15 protein-coding genes and 1 tRNA gene are annotated in these 18,293 nt (G+C 35.8%); 12 read left to right on the top strand and 4 right to left on the bottom strand.

Translation table 11 applies throughout. From position 1 onward, the window contains the following. Positions 1-30 precede the first annotated feature (30 nt). Entirely contained in the window at positions 31-1,362 is a 1,332-nt protein-coding gene (gene brnQ / locus HMPREF9444_RS03585; protein WP_009142991.1) for a branched-chain amino acid transport system II carrier protein, read from the top strand. Between the two features lie 447 nt (positions 1,363-1,809). Here the strand turns inward: brnQ and gltS are convergent, their stop codons facing one another. From gltS to HMPREF9444_RS03570, 3 genes are all read right to left on the bottom strand, one after another. Continuing rightward, positions 1,810-3,012 carry a sodium/glutamate symporter gene (gene gltS, locus HMPREF9444_RS03580; protein WP_040909169.1) on the bottom strand — a complete coding sequence of 401 codons (1,203 nt, stop codon included), beginning with the start codon at positions 3,010-3,012 and terminating at the stop codon, positions 1,810-1,812. A 186-nt stretch (positions 3,013-3,198) separates the two neighbouring features. Beyond that, positions 3,199-3,660 carry a large-conductance mechanosensitive channel protein MscL gene (gene mscL, locus HMPREF9444_RS03575; RefSeq protein ID WP_009142989.1) on the bottom strand — a complete coding sequence of 154 codons (462 nt, stop codon included), beginning with the start codon at positions 3,658-3,660 and terminating at the stop codon, positions 3,199-3,201. 161 nt (positions 3,661-3,821) lie between these two features. After that, a complete protein-coding gene (locus HMPREF9444_RS03570; RefSeq protein WP_040909168.1) occupies positions 3,822-4,721 on the bottom strand; it encodes a 3'-5' exonuclease in 900 nt (299 codons plus the stop codon). Between the two features lie 131 nt (positions 4,722-4,852). Between HMPREF9444_RS03570 and HMPREF9444_RS03565 the strand changes: the two genes are divergently transcribed. From HMPREF9444_RS03565 to HMPREF9444_RS03540, 6 genes are all read left to right on the top strand, one after another. Beyond that, complete coding sequence (locus HMPREF9444_RS03565; protein WP_009142987.1) at positions 4,853-5,245, top strand: PaaI family thioesterase; 393 nt, start codon at positions 4,853-4,855, stop codon at positions 5,243-5,245. Between the two features lie 102 nt (positions 5,246-5,347). Next, a complete protein-coding gene (locus HMPREF9444_RS03560) occupies positions 5,348-6,376 on the top strand; it encodes a chorismate-binding protein (RefSeq protein WP_009142986.1) in 1,029 nt (342 codons plus the stop codon). Beyond that, complete coding sequence (gene menD, locus HMPREF9444_RS03555) at positions 6,376-8,016, top strand: 2-succinyl-5-enolpyruvyl-6-hydroxy-3-cyclohexene-1-carboxylic-acid synthase (protein ID WP_009142985.1); 1,641 nt, start codon at positions 6,376-6,378, stop codon at positions 8,014-8,016. Before HMPREF9444_RS03560 ends, menD begins: the two co-directional genes overlap by 1 nt. Positions 8,017-8,030: 14 nt before the next feature. Next, positions 8,031-8,846: a 1,4-dihydroxy-2-naphthoyl-CoA synthase gene (gene menB / locus HMPREF9444_RS03550; RefSeq protein ID WP_009142984.1), complete on the top strand. Its 816-nt coding sequence runs from the start codon at positions 8,031-8,033 to the stop codon at positions 8,844-8,846. A 13-nt stretch (positions 8,847-8,859) separates the two neighbouring features. Then, positions 8,860-9,924 (top strand): o-succinylbenzoate synthase, encoded by a 1,065-nt coding sequence (locus HMPREF9444_RS03545; protein WP_009142983.1) that lies wholly within the window; start codon positions 8,860-8,862, stop codon positions 9,922-9,924. After that, complete coding sequence (locus HMPREF9444_RS03540) at positions 9,921-10,970, top strand: AMP-binding protein (protein WP_009142982.1); 1,050 nt, start codon at positions 9,921-9,923, stop codon at positions 10,968-10,970. Before HMPREF9444_RS03545 ends, HMPREF9444_RS03540 begins: the two co-directional genes overlap by 4 nt. Positions 10,971-11,137: 167 nt before the next feature. Here HMPREF9444_RS03540 and nfsB read toward each other — a convergent pair whose 3' ends face one another. Then, positions 11,138-11,788 (bottom strand): oxygen-insensitive NAD(P)H nitroreductase, encoded by a 651-nt coding sequence (gene nfsB, locus HMPREF9444_RS03535; RefSeq protein WP_009142981.1) that lies wholly within the window; start codon positions 11,786-11,788, stop codon positions 11,138-11,140. Positions 11,789-12,123: 335 nt separating this feature from the next. Between nfsB and cysK the strand changes: the two genes are divergently transcribed. From cysK to HMPREF9444_RS03510, 5 genes are all read left to right on the top strand, one after another. Beyond that, positions 12,124-13,050, top strand: coding sequence for a cysteine synthase A (cysK, locus tag HMPREF9444_RS03530; RefSeq protein WP_009142980.1), 927 nt, complete (start codon positions 12,124-12,126; stop codon positions 13,048-13,050). Between the two features lie 13 nt (positions 13,051-13,063). After that, complete coding sequence (locus HMPREF9444_RS03525; RefSeq protein ID WP_009142979.1) at positions 13,064-14,332, top strand: dicarboxylate/amino acid:cation symporter; 1,269 nt, start codon at positions 13,064-13,066, stop codon at positions 14,330-14,332. A 171-nt stretch (positions 14,333-14,503) separates the two neighbouring features. Next, on the top strand, positions 14,504-15,829 hold the full coding sequence (locus tag HMPREF9444_RS03520; protein WP_009142978.1) for a cytidylate kinase family protein: 1,326 nt from the start codon (positions 14,504-14,506) through the stop codon (positions 15,827-15,829). A gap of 678 nt (positions 15,830-16,507) precedes the next feature. Then, positions 16,508-16,584: transfer RNA gene (locus HMPREF9444_RS03515), tRNA-Pro, on the top strand. A gap of 402 nt (positions 16,585-16,986) precedes the next feature. After that, positions 16,987-18,180, top strand: a complete 1,194-nt coding sequence (locus tag HMPREF9444_RS03510; RefSeq protein WP_009142976.1) for an MFS transporter — start codon at positions 16,987-16,989, stop codon at positions 18,178-18,180. Positions 18,181-18,293: the final 113 nt, after the last annotated feature.

Genomic DNA, 18,293 nt, shown 5'->3' with positions numbered 1-18,293 from the left:
TCGCGACCTTAAATATTTTTCATGCACACTATGACCAAACTAAGCCTAAAAGACATAATTTTGCTCGGCATGACTAATTTTGCTTTATATGTCGGTGCCGGAAATATTATTTTCCCTCCTTTTATCGGTTTGCAGGCAGGAGATCATGTATTGCCGGCTGCAATAGGTTTCATCCTAACCGGTGTCGGTCTTCCTGTTATCGCCGCTATAGCATTAGCTCGCGTAGGCGGAGTTCTGCAGTATATTACAATTCCTATAGGTATAAAGCTCGGTCTTATCATGACGGTTTTATGTTACCTATGCATCGGTCCTCTCTATGCCATTCCTCGTACTGCTACTGTAGCCTATGAACTTGCAATAACTCCCTTTACTCATACACTCTCCTACCTTCCTATTTATTCGGTAATTTATTTCGCTATATCTTTTTTGTTCGCTTTATATCCTGCAAAAATTCTTGATACCGTCGGCAAAATTCTGTCTCCGATCAAGATCTCTGCCTTACTTATATTGTGTCTAACGGCTTGGTTCATTAAAGCAGGAGTAAGTGAAATACCTAATGGTCCATATGTAAATGAACCCTTCTCTCAAGGAGTCATAAACGGTTATTTAACACTTGACACTTTAGCCTCGCTTGCTTTTGGCATCGTGATTGTCGATGCAATCCGTTCAAGAGGTATAAACGATCGTAAAAAAATAACTCATTATGCAATTATCTCCGGCTCTATAGCCGGACTAGGCTTGCTTTTCATTTATATATGCTTGTTCAAGCTCGGTAATGAGTCTTTTAATATCGCGAACGGATCTACAAACGGAGCGGAAGTCCTTGCAGCTTACGTTAATATGACTTTCGGTATTGCCGGCAACATATTTTTGGGTGTTCTGATTATCGTTGCATGCCTTGTCACAGCTATCGGATTAACCTGTGCCTGTTCAAGCTATTTTTCAAAAATCACCAAAATAAAATATCGCACCTACGTTATCGCTATTTCACTTTTCGGGACACTTATTTCCAATCTTGGATTAACTCACCTAATTAAGGTATCAATACCTTTTTTAATTACTATTTATCCGATGTTTATTGTGCTTGTTCTTGCAAGTTTTTTTACAAGCTTCTTTAATAATGCCGCACGCGTTATTGCTCCTCCGGCTCTATTATCCTTGGCTTTCGGTCTGGTTGACGGCTGCAACAGTGCAGGTTTTCATATCATCCCGGAAGCGCTCATTAAAATTCTTCCTTTATACGATTCGAATTTAGCATGGCTTCTGCCTTCCTTTACCGTATTCGTAATCTGTTTTATTTTGGATAAATTTTCTGCAATTAATAAAAAATCTAAAACTTTATCAACAACAATTAAAAAATAATCTTCAACTACTGATATCTTCGGCAGCTTATATGCTGCCGAATTACAACATCATATATAAACAGCTCTTATTAGCATCCCTTTCCATAATTAAACAGGCCCTCTCTCTACAATAATCGCAAGCTTTATGCTGCCATTTACCAAGACCTGCACGACAACCTATATTATTAGCAAGACCTACAAGATGTTTCGGGCAACTTTTATATCGGCATTTGCCGCATATTTGTATTTTTCATGTTTTTTTAGTTGTCTTTACTTTATACAACTGCACTTAGTCCGGTTTGATTCATATGTTTACATTAGCAAATATTCCGCCCTACAGTTCAAGCTTATAAAAGAAAAAATTAACCGACAAGGCATGACAAAAAAACCGTACAGCAACACAAGATTTTAATAAATCATTTACAGTAAGCCCACAAAAAGATTTTGCGGGCTAAAAATACAGCTATCAAAGAATATTGATAAAAATAGTAAGAATCGTAGCGTTTACAAAGTCAATAAATAAAGCACCGACAATCGGGACAACGAAGAAAGCTTTAGGCGACGGACCGTTGGCTCCGGTAAAGGTCTCCATATTAGCCATAGCGTTCGGAGTGGCTCCCAAACCGAAACCGCAATGACCTGTTGCAATAACGGCAGCATCATAATCCTTACCCATAATTCTGAAAGTTACGAAGTAAGCAAAAAGAGCCATGACCAAAGTCTGAATCAACAAAATTGTAATCAAAGGAATAGCCAACGTGGCAAGCTCCCACAAATTCATAGTCATAAGAGCAATTGCCAAGAAAAACTGCAGAGAAATACCTCCGATAACATTGATAGAGTGCAGCGGCATTTCAAGATTCTTTTTATCCATCACATTGCGCACTAAAGCCGCAACCATCATCGGTCCCAAATATGCAGGCAAAACGATATTCAAATAGTTTAAGCCAAGAATGATGAAATAGCCGATACCCATACACACAATAATAAATGTGGTTGCGGAAAAGAGCAGATACTCGTTGATGTTTTTTTGCTCCTTAGTAAGCTTACCCTCCACCATCTCTGCATTATCGGTAGTTTTCTTGGTACGAAATGATTTTAAATCGTAATGAGCTAATAGTGCTTTTCCGACAGGACCGCCTATCATGCAGCCGGCTATCAATCCGAAAGTAGCGGCGGCAACAGAAACAGTCAGTCCTGCATCAAGCCCGGCTTTAATAAGTTCAGGACCGAAAGCTGCAGCCGTTCCGTGTCCGCCGGTCAAAGCAATAGAACCTGCGGCAAGGCCCATAAGCGGATTTAAATCGAACATGTAACTTAAAGAAATACCGACGCAGTTTTGAATCAAAATTAAAACGATGCAGGCACAAAGAAATATCATTACACTGATGCCGCCTTTAACCAGCATCCTGAATGACGCTGAAAAACCGATTGTAGTAAAGAAGGCAAGCATTAATAAATTTTTTAACTGACTGTCAAAGGTAAATTGAAATAATTCAAGCTCATGACCGAACAAAGTGAAAAAAGAAAAAACTATTCCGCCGATAACCGGAGCCGGAATAAAAAACCTTTTCAAAAGCGGTATCTGATTCTTTATCCATCTGCCAAGAAGCAGCAAAGCTACTGCTATTGCGAGGGTTTCCTGCATTCCGAACTCATAAGTAAACATAATAACCCCCAAATTTTCACTCAGCATTAATTAAAGAAAACTTTACACAAACAAAATAACCCTAAAACTATACAGCATTAAGGATAAAATTTAAAGGTATAGTGCTTATTCACGACGTGTTTTATATTTTTTCATTATTGCAATAATACGGCCTAATAGCTTAATTTATGAGCGCTAAACAAAACATCACTTTGCTGCACTGTTTTTCATTAAATCACGGATCTCAGTTAAAAGCTCAATCTGAGGATCAGGTTTAGCCGCTGCCGCAGCTTCATCCTTAGCTTTAGCTTCATCTTCTTGAGCAATAAACCGTTTTTGAATGTTAATAATAACTTTCATAGCAATGAAAATCGACAAAGCAATTAACAGGAAATCAAAAACGGTTTGAATAAAAGCCCCATAATTTAATATTACTGCTTCTTGAGTTTCAGTCTTATCCCGTAATGTAATAGCCAAATCTTTAAAGTCAACGGATCCGACGATTACACCTAATATCGGCATAATAACATCAGCGACTAAAGATGAAACAATTTTGGAAAAAGCCGTACCGACTACGACACCTATCGCCATATCGATAACGTTACCGCGCATTGCAAATTTCTTAAATTCCTGTAAAAAGGAAGTTCCTGCATTTTTTAAATCTTTCATTTTTTAACCTTGAAAACTTTGTGCAAAAAACTCAACTTAAACAAGACGATAACATCATGCTCAAACGTTCAATGTGTTGATGTTATAATGTTTTAAACTAAAAATTTCTTACAAAACAATAAAATATCATTTTAATCACATGTGCGTATCCTACCGTATTTTTACGATTTATATCGATTTTTTGCACTTAGTTTTAAAATTTGCGCTGCAGAAGCATCGTAGTATTGATTTAACATATCCATTTGTTTTTTAACTTCATCTTCGCTTTGAACATTTATATACCAACATTTACGGGCAGGATCAAAACGATAATTTAAAGCTTTAAGCTTATCTTTAATATCAAAAGGCGAACCTACGGCATAAATCTTGTATTCATGACGCAATGCGCTGTTAATAAGCATCTCAAAGGCTTCAGGCTCAATATGCATAAGCCATAAAAGCGCAAGACAGTCATCATAGGCACGGTGCGCATCGTAAAACCAACCGCGAACCTGGCACAAAAACTCAAGTTTTCGTCCGTTATCTCCTAAAGCATCCCAATTTACTCCGGACAAAGAGCAAGCCCAAGATAAATCACTTAATGTAGGAAATCTTCTATCAAAAAAAGGACGATCGAATTTAGCATTATGAGCAACAACTAAAGGACGACCGGCAAGAATTTGCGAAACCGAATCATTGTCAAAGCGATGTCCTGCTACCATTTCATCTGTAATATGAGTCAGCTGCTGAATTTCCAAAGGAATTTTTTTTCCGGGATCTTCAAACTCATCATAAATTCTATCAATGGACAGCATGAGTTTGCGATCAAATGAGTAAGTAACCCTAACCATGCCAAGTTCAATAATTTTTTCTTGGTTACAGTCCATACCGGTAGTTTCAGTATCTAAAAAGACTACATGATGGACGCGTTCACCTTCTTGAGGCTCATTAAGTTTAATCGGCAATTTAGTATTGATGCCGTCTACAGTTAGGGGAATTCTTTCAAGCAATCTGAAATCCTCAGGGTGCTTTTGAATTTCATCAAGACGCTCTAAAGGAAAAACAGAGTTTAAATTACTCATAAAATCGTCCGCCTTAATTAAATGTTTTTTATATGGTAAAGCTAAAAAACTCTTTACCAAAGTCATTATGACTAAATATTTAAAATTTTAGAGTAGAATACCGATATTTTAACTTCAAGGTAATAAAGTATATGAAACTATCAGCTTCTTCAATGCAGGATTTTTTAGGTATTTCTTTTACTAAAATTACCGAAAAAGAATTAATCGCAACAATGCCTGTCACAGAAAGGACAAGCCAAGTTCACGGATTCTTAAACGGCGGCGCTTCACTTGCTTTATGCGAAATATGTGCCGGAACCTTATCTTTACATATTTTAAAAAACACCGATAAAACCGCTTTGGGAGTACAAGTTTCAGCCAATCATTTAAGAACCGCCAATCTAGGAGAGACCGTTACTTGCAGAGTTTTGCCGGTAAAAATAGGCAACTCTCTTCATGTTTTTGATGCTTTGGTTTTAAATGCATGTGATGAAATTCTTTGTAAAGCAAGCGTGACAAACATGGTAGTAACGCTGAAAAAATAATACGGATACTTTATGCTTTTTCCATTAAACGACATTAACATTTTTACTCATTCGATACGAATTTTATTATCTTCAAATGAGGATTTTGTTATCTTCCGGAATATGCAAGATAACAAAATTCATTTTTTATCTATTCAAAAAAACAATAATTCTAAAGAAACTTTTGTTATCGCCCCGTTTAATCCTGACGACAAACCTTTATATCTTAATGTTTGTATGCATACCCAAGGAGATATTAAACACATTTGCAACTTCATTCATAAAAATTACTCTCACTTAAATTTTGAAAAAACATTAAATGAACAAACAAACAACAAAGAACCCTTGTCACAAGAAAAAATCAATTCTTTTTGTAAAACAGCAAATGAAAAAGCTTATAAAGATTACTGCAGTGCATTTTCAAAATTCAAACAAGAATTAGTTAAAGAAAACTTTGCCAAATTAGTTTTATCAAGACCCTATTTTTGCCCTTTAAAAAAAGATTTAAGTCATAGTTTTCTAGATCTGTGCAAAACTTATCCAAATGCGTTTTGTTATATGGCAAAAGTAGGATCAAAAGGTATCTTCATGGGAGCAAGTCCCGAGATCCTTGCCTCTGTTGCCGACAATGAACTAAAGACTATGTCTCTTGCCGGAACCATGGCTAAAAGCTTAAATAATCACTACGAGTGGTCGTCAAAAAATATTAAAGAACAGCAATTGGTTACAGATTTTATTATTTCAAGAATTAAACCCTATGCCAAAAGCATATCTGCAGCAGGACCCGTAACCCATGATGCAGGTCCGGTGGTACACCTGCTCACCCAAATAACGGCAGTTTTAAATGACGGGATCGACAAACACTCTGCGGCAGCAAGTCTTCACCCAACACCTGCAGTATGCGGTTTACCTAAAAATGCGGCACTAAAATTCATTGTGAAAAATGAAGGTTACAAAAGAAATTATTATTCCGGATATATAGGACTAATTTCTCCGAATAATCTGCATCTGTTTGTCAATTTAAGATGCATGTTTTTTAATGGACAATTTGCTGTTTTATATGCAGGAGGCGGATTACTTAAAAGCTCGGATCTTGAAGATGAATGGCAGGAAACAGAAAACAAACTTAAAACCTTAAGAGATCTTATTTAATGTTTACAGACAAAAAAAATGTTTTAGAACTTATTTCTTTACTTAAGGCGCACAGTATCGAACATGCGGTACTTTGTCCCGGATCCAGAGATATCCCGATTGTACAGGGAATTTCTCAATTTTCAGATATTTCCTGTTACTCCATAACGGACGAAAGATCTGCCGGTTTTTTTGCTCTCGGAATAATTCTGTCCTTAAAAAAACCTTGTGCCGTCATTGTTACTTCAGGATCTGCTCTTTTGAACCTGCATCCGGCTGTAGCAGAAGCTTTTTATCGCCAATTACCGCTTTTAATCATATCTGCAGACAGGAGCGCAGCCTGGATTGGACAGATGGACGGACAAACCGTCCATCAAACTGACGTTTTTCATTCTCTTGTTAAATATTCGGGGACACTAAATGAAATAAAAGATGATACGGACAAATGGATGTGCAACCGCGTATGTAATGAAGCCCTACTTGCACTTACCGAAAGACCTTTTGCCCCTGTTCATTTAAACGTGCCGATTGGCGATCCGTTTTTCAGCTTTAAAGAAAACTGTCTGCCTGCGGTCAGAGTAATAAATAGATTATTATTAAGTGATCTCGATAAAGTCATTTTCAAACATCGCAAAATCATGTTAGTGCTGGGACAAAACGATATAGACTACCGTTTAAGTGAAAGCGAAAAAGAAGCTCTTGCACAACGATTTACCGTCTATTGTGAACATATAGGAAATGCGCACTGTGCAAAATTTATTTATGCTGGTGACGGAATATTTCAGTCAATAACGAATCACAACACAAATTTGCATCCCGATCTTGTAATCAGTCTCGGCGGGCACATCGTTTCAAAACAACTAAAGCAATTTATCAGAAAAATCGAATGCACTCATATTGCCATCAATGATGACGGTAAAATCTATGACGTTTTTACGCAGCTGCGCTATGTAATCAAAGCTTCTTTTCAAGATGCAATAAATTATTTATGCCGAATAGATAATATTAAAAACGATTTACATGCAAGCAAATTCGCTTTTAGCTTAGATCCTAAGAAAACTGTTATTCCCTACAGTCAGATAGGAATTACTAAATCGGTTTTAACCAAGCTTGATTTCCCGTGCTGCTTACATTTGGCAAACAGTTCGACTGTACGTTATGCATCATATTTTAAATTGCCGCCATTTATAAGCGTCTACTCAAACCGAGGTGTTAACGGCATTGAGGGCTCTCTGTCTGCTGCCGTTGGTGCAGCTTGCGCCATACCTGATTTACTGCACTTTATACTAATCGGAGATTTATCATTTTTCTATGATATGAACGCTTTATGGAATGTACAGCTTAAACAAAATTTACGCATAATTTTATTCAATAATTCAGGCGGTGAAATTTTTGCTGCGCTTCCCGGACTTACACTTGATGAAAGATCCAGCAAATTCGTTACCGCAGAACATCAGGCTAAAGGACGATTATGGGCTCAAGAATGCGGTTTTAAAACTTATGAAGTAACAGATAATGACGGATTTCTTAAAATCTTTGATGAATTTATCCGTAATGATAACACCAACAAATTTATGGAAGTGATTACCGATAAAACAAAAGATATTGATGCTTTAAAAATATTCAAAGCCCAATTAAAACTAAAAGCCAATTTGGATTAAGAGAGGAAATATATATGCGCACTTGGCAGACTATAAAAGAATATTCGGATATCCTTTTTGATTTTTATGATGGTATAGGCAAAATCACCATTAACCGTCCGCGATATCGTAATGCTTTTACCCCTACTACGGTCATGCAGCTTATTGATGCTTTTAATATTTGCCGTGAACGCGGCGACATCAGAGTCGTCATTTTAACCGGAGCAGGTGATAAAGCCTTTTGTTCAGGCGGAGACATGCACGTAAAAGGTCGCGGAGGATATATTGATGAAAACGGGGTGCCAAGACTTAATATTCTTGACGTTCAAAAACAAATTCGTACTATTCCAAAACCTGTAATAGCCATGGTAAACGGTTATGCAATCGGCGGAGGACATGTTCTTCATGTCGTTTGCGATCTGTCAATTGCTTCAGAAAATGCCATTTTCGGACAAACCGGACCTAAAGTAGGATCATTTGACGCCGGTTTCGGTTCTTCATATCTGGCCCGTGTTGTAGGTCAGAAAAAAGCTCGTGAAATTTGGTTTTTGTGTCGTCAATATTCTGCAAAAGAAGCTTTGGATATGGGACTTGTAAACAAAGTAGTCCCTTTGAATGAGCTTGAAAATGAAACCGTTTTATGGGCTAAAACAATGATGGAACATAGCCCTTTGGCTCTTAGAATGATAAAAGCCGGACTTAATGCAGAGCTCGACGGACAAACCGGAATTCAGGAACTTGCGGGTGATGCCACTATGCTCTATTACATGACCGATGAAGCGCAAGAAGGCGGCAAAGCATTTTTAGAAAAAAGAAAACCTGAATTTAATCTTAAACCGCGCTGCCCTTAATCAAGGAAAAAATATGACAAAAGAATTTAAGCTTTACCGTAAAAAACTTCATTTCAAGTTTAAAGCCGGAACTTCCCGCGGATATTACACTACCCGTGATTGTTATTTTCTTACCATAGAAAAAAACGGGATCATAACGGCGATAGGTGAATGTTCTCCGCTTCCCGGTCTTAGTGCCGAATATACGGATAAACAAAGCTTTGAATCAAAACTTGAAGCTTTCGTTGCCAGAGCAAACTACGATAAAAACTTCAGTTTATCTACTCTTAAACATGAATCTTCCATCTTATTTGCCTTTGAAAGTGTTTTGCTGCATGAAGATCGAAAATCACTTCTGCTTTTTAATAACGGATTTACACAAGGTAAAGTTCCTATAAAAATCAACGGCCTCATCTGGATGGGCGATTACGAAACGATGCGTCAGCGAATTATTTCCAAAGTAAACAGCGGCTTTAAATGTATCAAAGTAAAAATCGGAGCCATTGATTTTATAAAAGAGCTTGAACTTTTAAAATTGATAAGAAGTGAATTTTCAGATAAAGATTTAACTTTAAGAGTCGATGCCAACGGAGCTTTTTCCCCTGAAAATGCTCTAAATAAGCTTGAAGCTCTTGCAAAATATGATATTCACTCAATAGAACAACCGATAAAAGCCGGGCAATATGAGAGTCTTTCACAAATCTGCAAAAACAGTCCTATTCCGATTGCTCTTGACGAAGAGCTTATCGGTGTTAATGACAGAGCTGAAAAAGAATTTTTGCTTGAACATATAAACCCTGATTTTATCGTCTTAAAACCGACCTTGCACGGCGGACTAAAAAGTACCATCGAATGGATAAAGCTGGCTCAAAATCATAATATCGGCTATTGGATAACCTCAGCACTTGAATCATCCATAGGCCTTAACGTGCTGGCGCAGTTCACCGGAAGTTTGAATCTGAAAGGATATCAAGGCTTAGGTACCGGACAACTGTTTACCGACAATCTTGATTTTAAAGCATTATGTCTTAATGGAGAAAATTTATCTTTTAACGGCACTGCTTTAAATAAAGTTGATATTGAAGGTTTTTTGTCATGATTTACTTAAATGGCAGAAGTTATCCTGAAAATTTAGCGCAAGAAGCAAAATTAGCTGCCACTATCGCAATTACAGACAAAGAAGATAGCTTTTTATATCAAACGGCAAAATTTATTGAGGAGTTTTATAACAATAAAGATTATGTTGAAGTACTAACCTCAGGTTCTACCGGCAAACCTAAAGAAATACGGGCAGAAAAAAGAAAAATGCTTGCAAGCGCAGCTATGACTGTAACCTTTTTAAATTTAAAAAAAGGGGATAGCGCACTGCTATGTATGCCGCTTGAGCATATAGCCGGCAAAATGGTAGTAGTAAGATCCTTATACCAGAAATTAAATCTTATAGTCAGAAAACCTTGCGCCAATCCATTTGCAGATGCTCCGCTTAATTTAAATTTTGCAGCTATTACACCGATGCAGGCTTTTTGCGCATTAAGCGAAGAAAAAAGTACTAAGATTCTGGCAAGCTGCCAAAAAATCATAATCGGAGGCGGATTTATCGATCAAGAGCTTCATACCAAACTATGTAATCTTCCCTGCGAAATTTATCACAGCTACGGAATGACTGAAACACTATCGCATATTGCCTTAAAGCGTATAAGTACGGAAAATAAAGCGTTTAAACCGCTTCCCGGAGTTAGTGTCAGTCTGTCAGAGCGCAAAACTTTAATTATCAAAGCTCCTAAAATTTGTTCTGAAACTCTAGAAACAAACGATATTGCTCAAATTAATGAAAGCGGCTTTATCATTAAAGGACGAATCGACAACATTATTAATTCCGGAGGAATTAAGTTAATTCCTGAAGAAATTGAGGAAAAATTAAGTGCTGTAATAAAAACGCCTATTGCCGTAACAGCACGAAAAAGTCTTAAATTCGGAGAGGAAGCTATTTTAATCAGTGAAAAACCGCTTGATGAAAAACTAATAAATAACGCCTATTTAACTCTTAACAAATATGAAAAACCCAAAGCAATAATAGTAAGTAAAATTCCGCTTACAGCAACTCAAAAAATTGACCGCTTTAAATTAAAAGCTATGTTTTATTAGTTTTTAATATCTTTAAATATCAAAATTAAGTGCCGTATAAACCTCACACAATAAATACGGCACATTTTTAAATATATATCGATATATTTTTATACTAAACTTGCAAATATCTTAATAAAAATCAATTAATTAAATTAAATATTTAATAATAAATATCTAATATATAATTATAAATTAGTTAAGATATCTTCTTTGTTTAAACGAGATTTCGGGCGTTTTAATATCAAATTAGAATCATTAGAATCACGATAGCCAAGACAAACAATACAATGACAAGTCAAACCTTTGTCTTTAAGGCCTAAAAGCTCATCAGCTTTCTTACTATCAAAGCCTTCAACCGCCGTAGAGTCTATTCCCATGGAAGCTGCCGCATAAAGTATAGTAGCTAAAGCGATATAGCATTGCTTACCACTCCAAGCCGCCATATCTTTTTCACTATCTGCATGTAAATTGGTAAAGTATCTGCGACTTTTATCCTGTGCTTTCTTTACCTCAGGATCTGAAAGTCTGCCATCTTGCTCTTCCTTCACCAGCACCTTTTCAAAATGTTCATCATTAACAACGGTTTTACCGCAAATAACAATCACATGGGAGCAATTATCAAAACGCGGAAAATTAAAATCTAAAATGCAATCACGAATTTTTGCCTTGCTTTTTTCATCCCCAGCCACATAAAAATGCCAAGGCTGACAGTTCACGGAGCTGGGAGCAAGTCTTACGCACTCTAAAATCTTATCAATATCCTGCTGCAAAATTTTTTTAGACGAATCATAATATTTTGTTGTATAGCGCTTTTGCATTAACTCTAAAAAATCCATATAAGTCTCCTTACTTTCAAGAAAAGTTAATCTTTTTTCATTCTTATGCAAAACAATAAATAAAAAAAGCCCTGCTCTTTAAGACCTAATTAAAATCTATTAAATTCATATAAATAACTGTTTATTAAATATGAGATTATTCTTTCTCTTCCCTAAATAAAAAAACGAGTTTTACAATTAAGTATCAGTTTTAATCGAACAGCTATGCGCACCAAAATAGAGCGTCATGCTTCGTTTTTACCAAATGCTGTTAAAGTTATAATCGTGATTCTTAAAATAAAATTATAATTTATTGATTACATTTACTTTTTTAAACAAATTAAGAGGACTGGAAGATGCATATTTATAATGATATTTTCGAGCTTATAGGCAAAACCCCTCTTTTAAATCTTAAAAAATTTAAAGAAGAATTCAATCTTAATACTACTGTTTTAGCAAAACTTGAAATGTATAATCCAGGAGGCTCCATTAAAGATAGAGCCGCCTATCAAATAATAAAAGACGCTCTTAAAAATAATCTTATTAATGCTGACACGATAATAGTTGAGCCTACATCCGGCAATACAGGTATAGGTCTTGCTTTAATAGCCTCAGTCTTAAAAATGAAATTAATTTTGACCCTGCCTGAGACCATGAGTATTGAACGAAGATCTATGCTTAAGGCCTTCGGAGCGGAAATTATTTTGACCCCCGGAAAAGAAGGCATGTCTGGAGCAATAAAAGCGGCAAAAGAATATGTGTTAAAACATAAAAATGCATATATGCCGCTGCAATTTGATAATCCTTCAAATGCTAAAGCCCACTATCTCACCACCGGCCCTGAAATCTGGGAGGATTCTGACGGTAAACTTGATTTTCTTATCGCAACAGTAGGAACAGGCGGAACCTTAAGCGGTACTGCAAAATATCTAAAAGAAAAAAATCCTCATATAAAAGTAATAGCTGTTGAACCGGCATCAAGTCCCGTCTTATCAGGCGGCAAAGCCGGACCGCATGGAATTCAAGGAATAGGAGCAGGCTTTATTCCTTCCATACTGGATCTTAGCCTTATTGATGATGTAATAACCGTTAAAGATGAAGAAGCCTATGCAATGGGTGCTCAAATTTGTCGTCTTGAAGGAGTTTTCTGCGGCATTTCATCAGGGGCGGCATTATGTGCTGCACGTAAACTTGGGCAAGATCCTAAAAATCAGGGTAAAATAAGCGCCGTAATTATTCCAGACTCCGGAGATCGGTATCTGTCTACACCGATGTTCAAATAAGGTTTTTATTAAAATGAATATACTAAGACGCAATCGAATTGAAGATTCAGCGCGCAATATAATCGGTAAAATTCCGGGAAAAAGACGCGCTGCAACAGCAATATTCTATGTCGGAGCAGTCATCCTCGGCATAGCAAGCGGCTTTTCAGAAAGTGTATTTTTACATGATCTGATGGACTTTATTGCAACCGTATTCACCAGATTGTTCAGCTTTATCGCTGTACCGATTATTGCTCTGGCGTTAATCACTACTTTAGCCAAACTTGGAAAAGGATCTGAAAGCGGAAAGATTTTCGTTCATACCATTTTCTACACTTTGCTTACTACCATTATTTCAGCCTTGGTTGCAGCAAGCTTGTTTTTAACTTTAAAACCGGAAAATGTTCCCTCAGAAATGTCAGGAGCTGTAGATCCGAATAAAATTGTTAACGCCTCCTACTTTGATCATATATTAAATGTTATTCCTAATAATCTGCTTCAGCCTTTCGTGTCCGGAAATGTTTTATCAGTACTTTTGATAGCAGCAGCTTTCGGTATTGCTATTGCAGTTATGCCAAAAGATGCCAAACGCGATGCCGTCGTGAACTTTATTGAAGGTCTGCAAAACATTCTCTTCATTCTCATCCGTTGGCTCATCGTGATCTTGCCTATAGGTATTATGGGTTTTACGGCAAAATTAATTGCAGAGCTTGAAGGCGGAATAATGTTAGGCGGTCTTGCAACTTATTTTGCCGTAGTTGTCGGATCAAACCTTATTCAAATGTTCATCATATTGCCGCTGATTCTGTTTATCCGCGGTTTAAACCCGTTAAAAGTAGCTCGTGGAATGTTGCCGGCAATAGCCGTAGCTATTTTTTCTAAATCCTCCGCCGGAACCCTGCCTGTTACTATGGCCTCAGCCGAAGATAATTTGGGAGTAAATCCTAAAGTTTCCAGATTCGTACTGCCTATTTGCACTACAATCAATATGAACGGCTGCGCAGCTTTTATTTTGGTTACTTCCCTGTATCTGATTCAAAATACGGGAGTTGAGATTACTCCTATAACCATTATTTCATGGATATTTATTGCTACGATCGCTGCTATCGGTAATGCCGGCGTTCCTATGGGATGCTATTTCCTGACCATTTCGCTGCTTTCTTCGATGAATGTGCCTGTTTTGCTGATGGGTGTGATTTTACCTGTTTATGCCATTATTGATATGCTTGAAACAGGAGTTAACGTGTGGTCAGATGCCTCAGTCTGCAATATAGTCAATAAAGAACTAAAAGATAAAATTTAAATTATAAAATCCTCCGCCCCTGTCTAAATAACAGGGGCTTATTTTTTTATCTTATGTAGTATTTAACAAAATTAAATACTTTGTATCTTTGTGATCACTTTATATTTACACGGTAAAAAACTATAAAAAATTTTATTTAGTGTTTTGTAAATTAAATCCCGAGGAAAATAAATGAGTAAAAAAGAACTAATAAAACGCTACTCTCTATTTCTTTTTTCAGTGTTAATAAACGGTTTCGGAATTGCAGTGATCACTTTTGCTAATGTTGGAACAACCCCCATATCAAGCTCCAACTACGTACTGTCTCTACATTGCGGACTGACTCTCGGACAATTAACTTTCATTTTTAATGTATTACTTATCATTGCTCAATATTTACTTTTAAATAAACAAGAACGAAAACAGCAAATCTATAACATCATAATGCAAGTTCCTATTACGGTTCCTTTTTGTCTGGCTATCGATCTTGGTATGTTTATACTAAGAAATTTCTTACCGGAAGAGTTTGCTTACCCCTTTCATCTGGCACTACTTATAACCGGAACATGTGTTTTAGCTTTCGGCATTACTTTAGCGGTTATTGCCGACGTTTCTATGGTCTCTGGAGAATATTTCGTAAAAATAGTAGCTCAAAAAACTAATAAAGAATTTGGTGTAATAAAAACCATTTTTGATGTTTCACTTGTCATACTAGCTGTATGTTTATCTCTTATTTTTACCGGATTTACCCAAATTGAAGGAGTAAGAGAAGGAACTCTTATTGGGGCATTATGCGTAGGTCCGCTGGTTAGAGTCTTTTTACCGAGAATGAAATGGATATCTGTATATCTTATTGATAAAAAAGATAACAAGCAAACTTCAGAAATCCAAACTCACACTTTTTGTAATGTGATTACCATTGCTCGAGAATACGGATGCGGCGGACGAGTTATAGGTAAAATGGTTGCAGAAAAATTGGGTTATGAGTTTTATGATACTAATCTTATTGAGCTTATTGCTAAAGAATCAGGACTTAGTAAACAAACCGTAAGTAAAAATGAAGGTCTTGACAGTGCCTTGCTGTATGAAATGATTATGCAGGACTACTCTGTCCCGCTTAACAAATCAATATCATCACAAGATATGTTATTCGTTGCAAGTGCTAAAGTTATTCGCAATATTGCAAGCAAACATAATTGTGTTATTGTCGGGCGTTGTGCTGATTACATTTTAAAAGACAATCCGCATTGTTATAACGTATTCCTATTTGCCGATATCAAAAAGAAACTTGAATTTTGCCTTAAACAATACAAAGAAGCTCACGATGTGGCTCTTGATAAAATGTCACAATTTGACAAAAAACGCTCTGAGCACTATCTCCATTACACCGGAAAAAATATAGAAGATCCTCATAACTACCAAATGTGTATTGATGTAGGCAATCTTGGCCTTGATAAATCATGTGAATTAATCTGTTCTCTTGCCAAAAGCAGATTTGATGCCGAAAAATCTAAATAAAATTATTTTAATAAGCATAAAATCTTTTTCATGCTGATGCTTTTTTAAACTTCAGCAAAAATTTATCCATACGGCTGTGACAGATAAAATTAATAGTAATTTTTTTACGTCTTCAGTTAGCGTATTTTTCCTTTATCTGACACAGCCTCATAAAGTTACTCATAATTTTGTCATTTTGCCAAGAAAATCTCTAATTGTTTTCAAATCAGCTCCCGCTTTTTTCATGGACAAAAAATAATCAGACGATTACAACTATGATGATGCAATTACTGTCGTCAATCAAAATTAAAACCGCATCCGCCATAATCAGGTGAAAATTCACTGTGTATTTAATAAATCACGTTTACCCTGCAACGATACCGATATAGAAAGTAAAAACACAAAATAGTGATTTAAATTAGAAAATTAAAACTAAACAGTTATTTATATAATGAACGAAATCTCTAATTTGCTTAAATATGTGATTATCAAATAATTAATTATTGTGTCACTTTCTATGTTAGAAAGTGCCCTTATCCTAAATTTAATATTTAATATCAAATAATTACATCTATCTCCATTCATTGCTAAACTAGCTTAAAATGTAATTCTTTTATTGTTGCAATCATGTAAATGATGTTTTTTATAAAAAATACTTGCGTTTTATAAAAAATCATCTATAATACGTCCCCGTTGAGTCGGTGATTAGCGTAGCCTGGTAGCGCACTATCTTAGGGAGGTAGTGGTCGCGGGTTCAAATCCCGCATCACCGACCATCTTAACTGTTCTTACTGTCCTTCCTTAAATTTTTCCTTATTTTTTCGTTTAAAATTCTCTTAAGAATCATACTGTTTTGGTGTGTTTGCTTGTTCTTGCAAACCTTTCCTAGCACACATTGAGCAAAAAATTCAATACTCCTTTTATATATCGGTAAAGGCATATTTTTCTTAAAAGTAACATTATCTTATCTTTGTGCTATAAAGGCATGAAACATTGGTTCATTATATAAAGATCTACAATATCGATATAAATTTACCTTATTTTTTGATAAAAGCATATAATAAGCTAGGTTTTAAATTATTTTATAAGTAAAATTTATAAAAAAGTGCATCAATTTAAGTTTTCATATATTTTCGATATTTAATTAAAATAAATTCTATTTAACACAGGCAGTTTAAATGTTGCTTAAAGCCCTAGAAATTCTTGGAATCAAACAGCGACGTATAACCCCACGACATCACATCCGAGTAGCAAGAATCGGATATTTTCTTGCCGGTTTTTCAATTGCCTGTTGGGCGCCTCTTATTCCTTATGTACAAGTAATACTTAATTTGTCTACTGCAGATGTTACCAAACTTGTGTTTTGCATGGGAGCAGGCTCTATATGCGGCATGATACTTGCAGGATTTCTTACACAAAAAGTCGGCAGCAAAATAACTTATGCTCTCTCATCATTAGGAACATCATTAACCTTAGTAATTTTGTCATTTATACCAAGTTTTCATATAGTTTTTATTACCCTTTTATTTTTTGGTATCAGTGTCGGCTGTCTTGAAGTCGGCATCAATATCTATGGAGCTTTTCTAGAGCGGCGATATAAATTGCGTTTAATGTCGCCTTTGCATGCTTATTATTCTCTTGGAGAAGTCTTAGGATCTGCTTTAATTATTATTCTTTTATCTTTAAATTTACCTCCTCATTTTGCTATAACAAGTCTTATTGCAATCTTGTACTTAACAGCTGTTTATTACGTACCTTGCACCTTAAATATTAAAGATAATAAAAATTGCATTCAGAACAAAAATAAAAAAATCACCTTACCCTGCTATCCTGTTACATACCTTGCTTTAATTACCGCTTTAATTTTCATTGTCGGAGGAGCAATGGTTGATTGGTCAGGTCTATACGTTTCAATAGAGGGAAATATTAGCCTTAAATATGCAGCCTTCGGCTACACGCTTGTTTCATTATGTATGCTGATATGTCGTATTTACGGTTCTAAAATAATCTTCAGTTTCGGTCCGTTTAAAACAGCCTTCTACGGTGCTGTTATGTGCTCTGTAGGACTTTTTATCGTAGTTCTCTTTCCAAATTTAATCATGATGTTTATAGGTTTTTGCTGTATTGGACTTGGCATGTCAAATATCACGCCATTAAGCCTCTCTACTGCTGCTAAACAAAATAAAATGCCTATAGTTTCCGCAGTAAGTTTTATCTCTGTTTCAGGATATACGGCATTGCTTTTAGGTCCCGCTTTATTAGGAACAATTGCACAACTCTTTACATTAAAAGGAACTTTTATATTTTTAGGCTTAATAACAGTAATAACCTGTCTTCTAATATTTTTAATTCGTAAAGAGTATGAAAATTGACTTTCTTTTTTAAATACGAAATTTTGCCGCATTTCTCTTATGATAAATTCTTATAATTTCATATCAGCATTAACCAGGATCTGAGATATATAAGCATCACAAATGCTTGACTT

It is taken from the genome of Succinatimonas hippei YIT 12066, assembly GCF_000188195.1.
Taxonomy (GTDB): domain Bacteria; phylum Pseudomonadota; class Gammaproteobacteria; order Enterobacterales; family Succinivibrionaceae; genus Succinatimonas; species Succinatimonas hippei.
This window is presented reverse-complemented; position numbering and strand designations above follow the sequence as displayed.

Coding starts and splice junctions, on each gene's coding strand:
- HMPREF9444_RS03570 (WP_040909168.1), bottom strand. CDS start 4,721: ATGAGTAATTTAAACTCTGTTTTTCCTTTAGAGCGTCTTGATGAAATT.
- mscL (WP_009142989.1), bottom strand. CDS start 3,660: ATGAAAGATTTAAAAAATGCAGGAACTTCCTTTTTACAGGAATTTAAG.
- HMPREF9444_RS03545 (WP_009142983.1), top strand. CDS start 8,860: ATGACAAAAGAATTTAAGCTTTACCGTAAAAAACTTCATTTCAAGTTT.
- nfsB (WP_009142981.1), bottom strand. CDS start 11,788: ATGGATTTTTTAGAGTTAATGCAAAAGCGCTATACAACAAAATATTAT.
- menD (WP_009142985.1), top strand. CDS start 6,376: ATGTTTACAGACAAAAAAAATGTTTTAGAACTTATTTCTTTACTTAAG.
- HMPREF9444_RS03510 (WP_009142976.1), top strand. CDS start 16,987: ATGTTGCTTAAAGCCCTAGAAATTCTTGGAATCAAACAGCGACGTATA.
- HMPREF9444_RS03540 (WP_009142982.1), top strand. CDS start 9,921: ATGATTTACTTAAATGGCAGAAGTTATCCTGAAAATTTAGCGCAAGAA.
- HMPREF9444_RS03525 (WP_009142979.1), top strand. CDS start 13,064: ATGAATATACTAAGACGCAATCGAATTGAAGATTCAGCGCGCAATATA.
- menB (WP_009142984.1), top strand. CDS start 8,031: ATGCGCACTTGGCAGACTATAAAAGAATATTCGGATATCCTTTTTGAT.
- HMPREF9444_RS03565 (WP_009142987.1), top strand. CDS start 4,853: ATGAAACTATCAGCTTCTTCAATGCAGGATTTTTTAGGTATTTCTTTT.
- HMPREF9444_RS03560 (WP_009142986.1), top strand. CDS start 5,348: ATGCAAGATAACAAAATTCATTTTTTATCTATTCAAAAAAACAATAAT.
- cysK (WP_009142980.1), top strand. CDS start 12,124: ATGCATATTTATAATGATATTTTCGAGCTTATAGGCAAAACCCCTCTT.
- gltS (WP_040909169.1), bottom strand. CDS start 3,012: ATGTTTACTTATGAGTTCGGAATGCAGGAAACCCTCGCAATAGCAGTA.
- HMPREF9444_RS03520 (WP_009142978.1), top strand. CDS start 14,504: ATGAGTAAAAAAGAACTAATAAAACGCTACTCTCTATTTCTTTTTTCA.
- brnQ (WP_009142991.1), top strand. CDS start 31: ATGACCAAACTAAGCCTAAAAGACATAATTTTGCTCGGCATGACTAAT.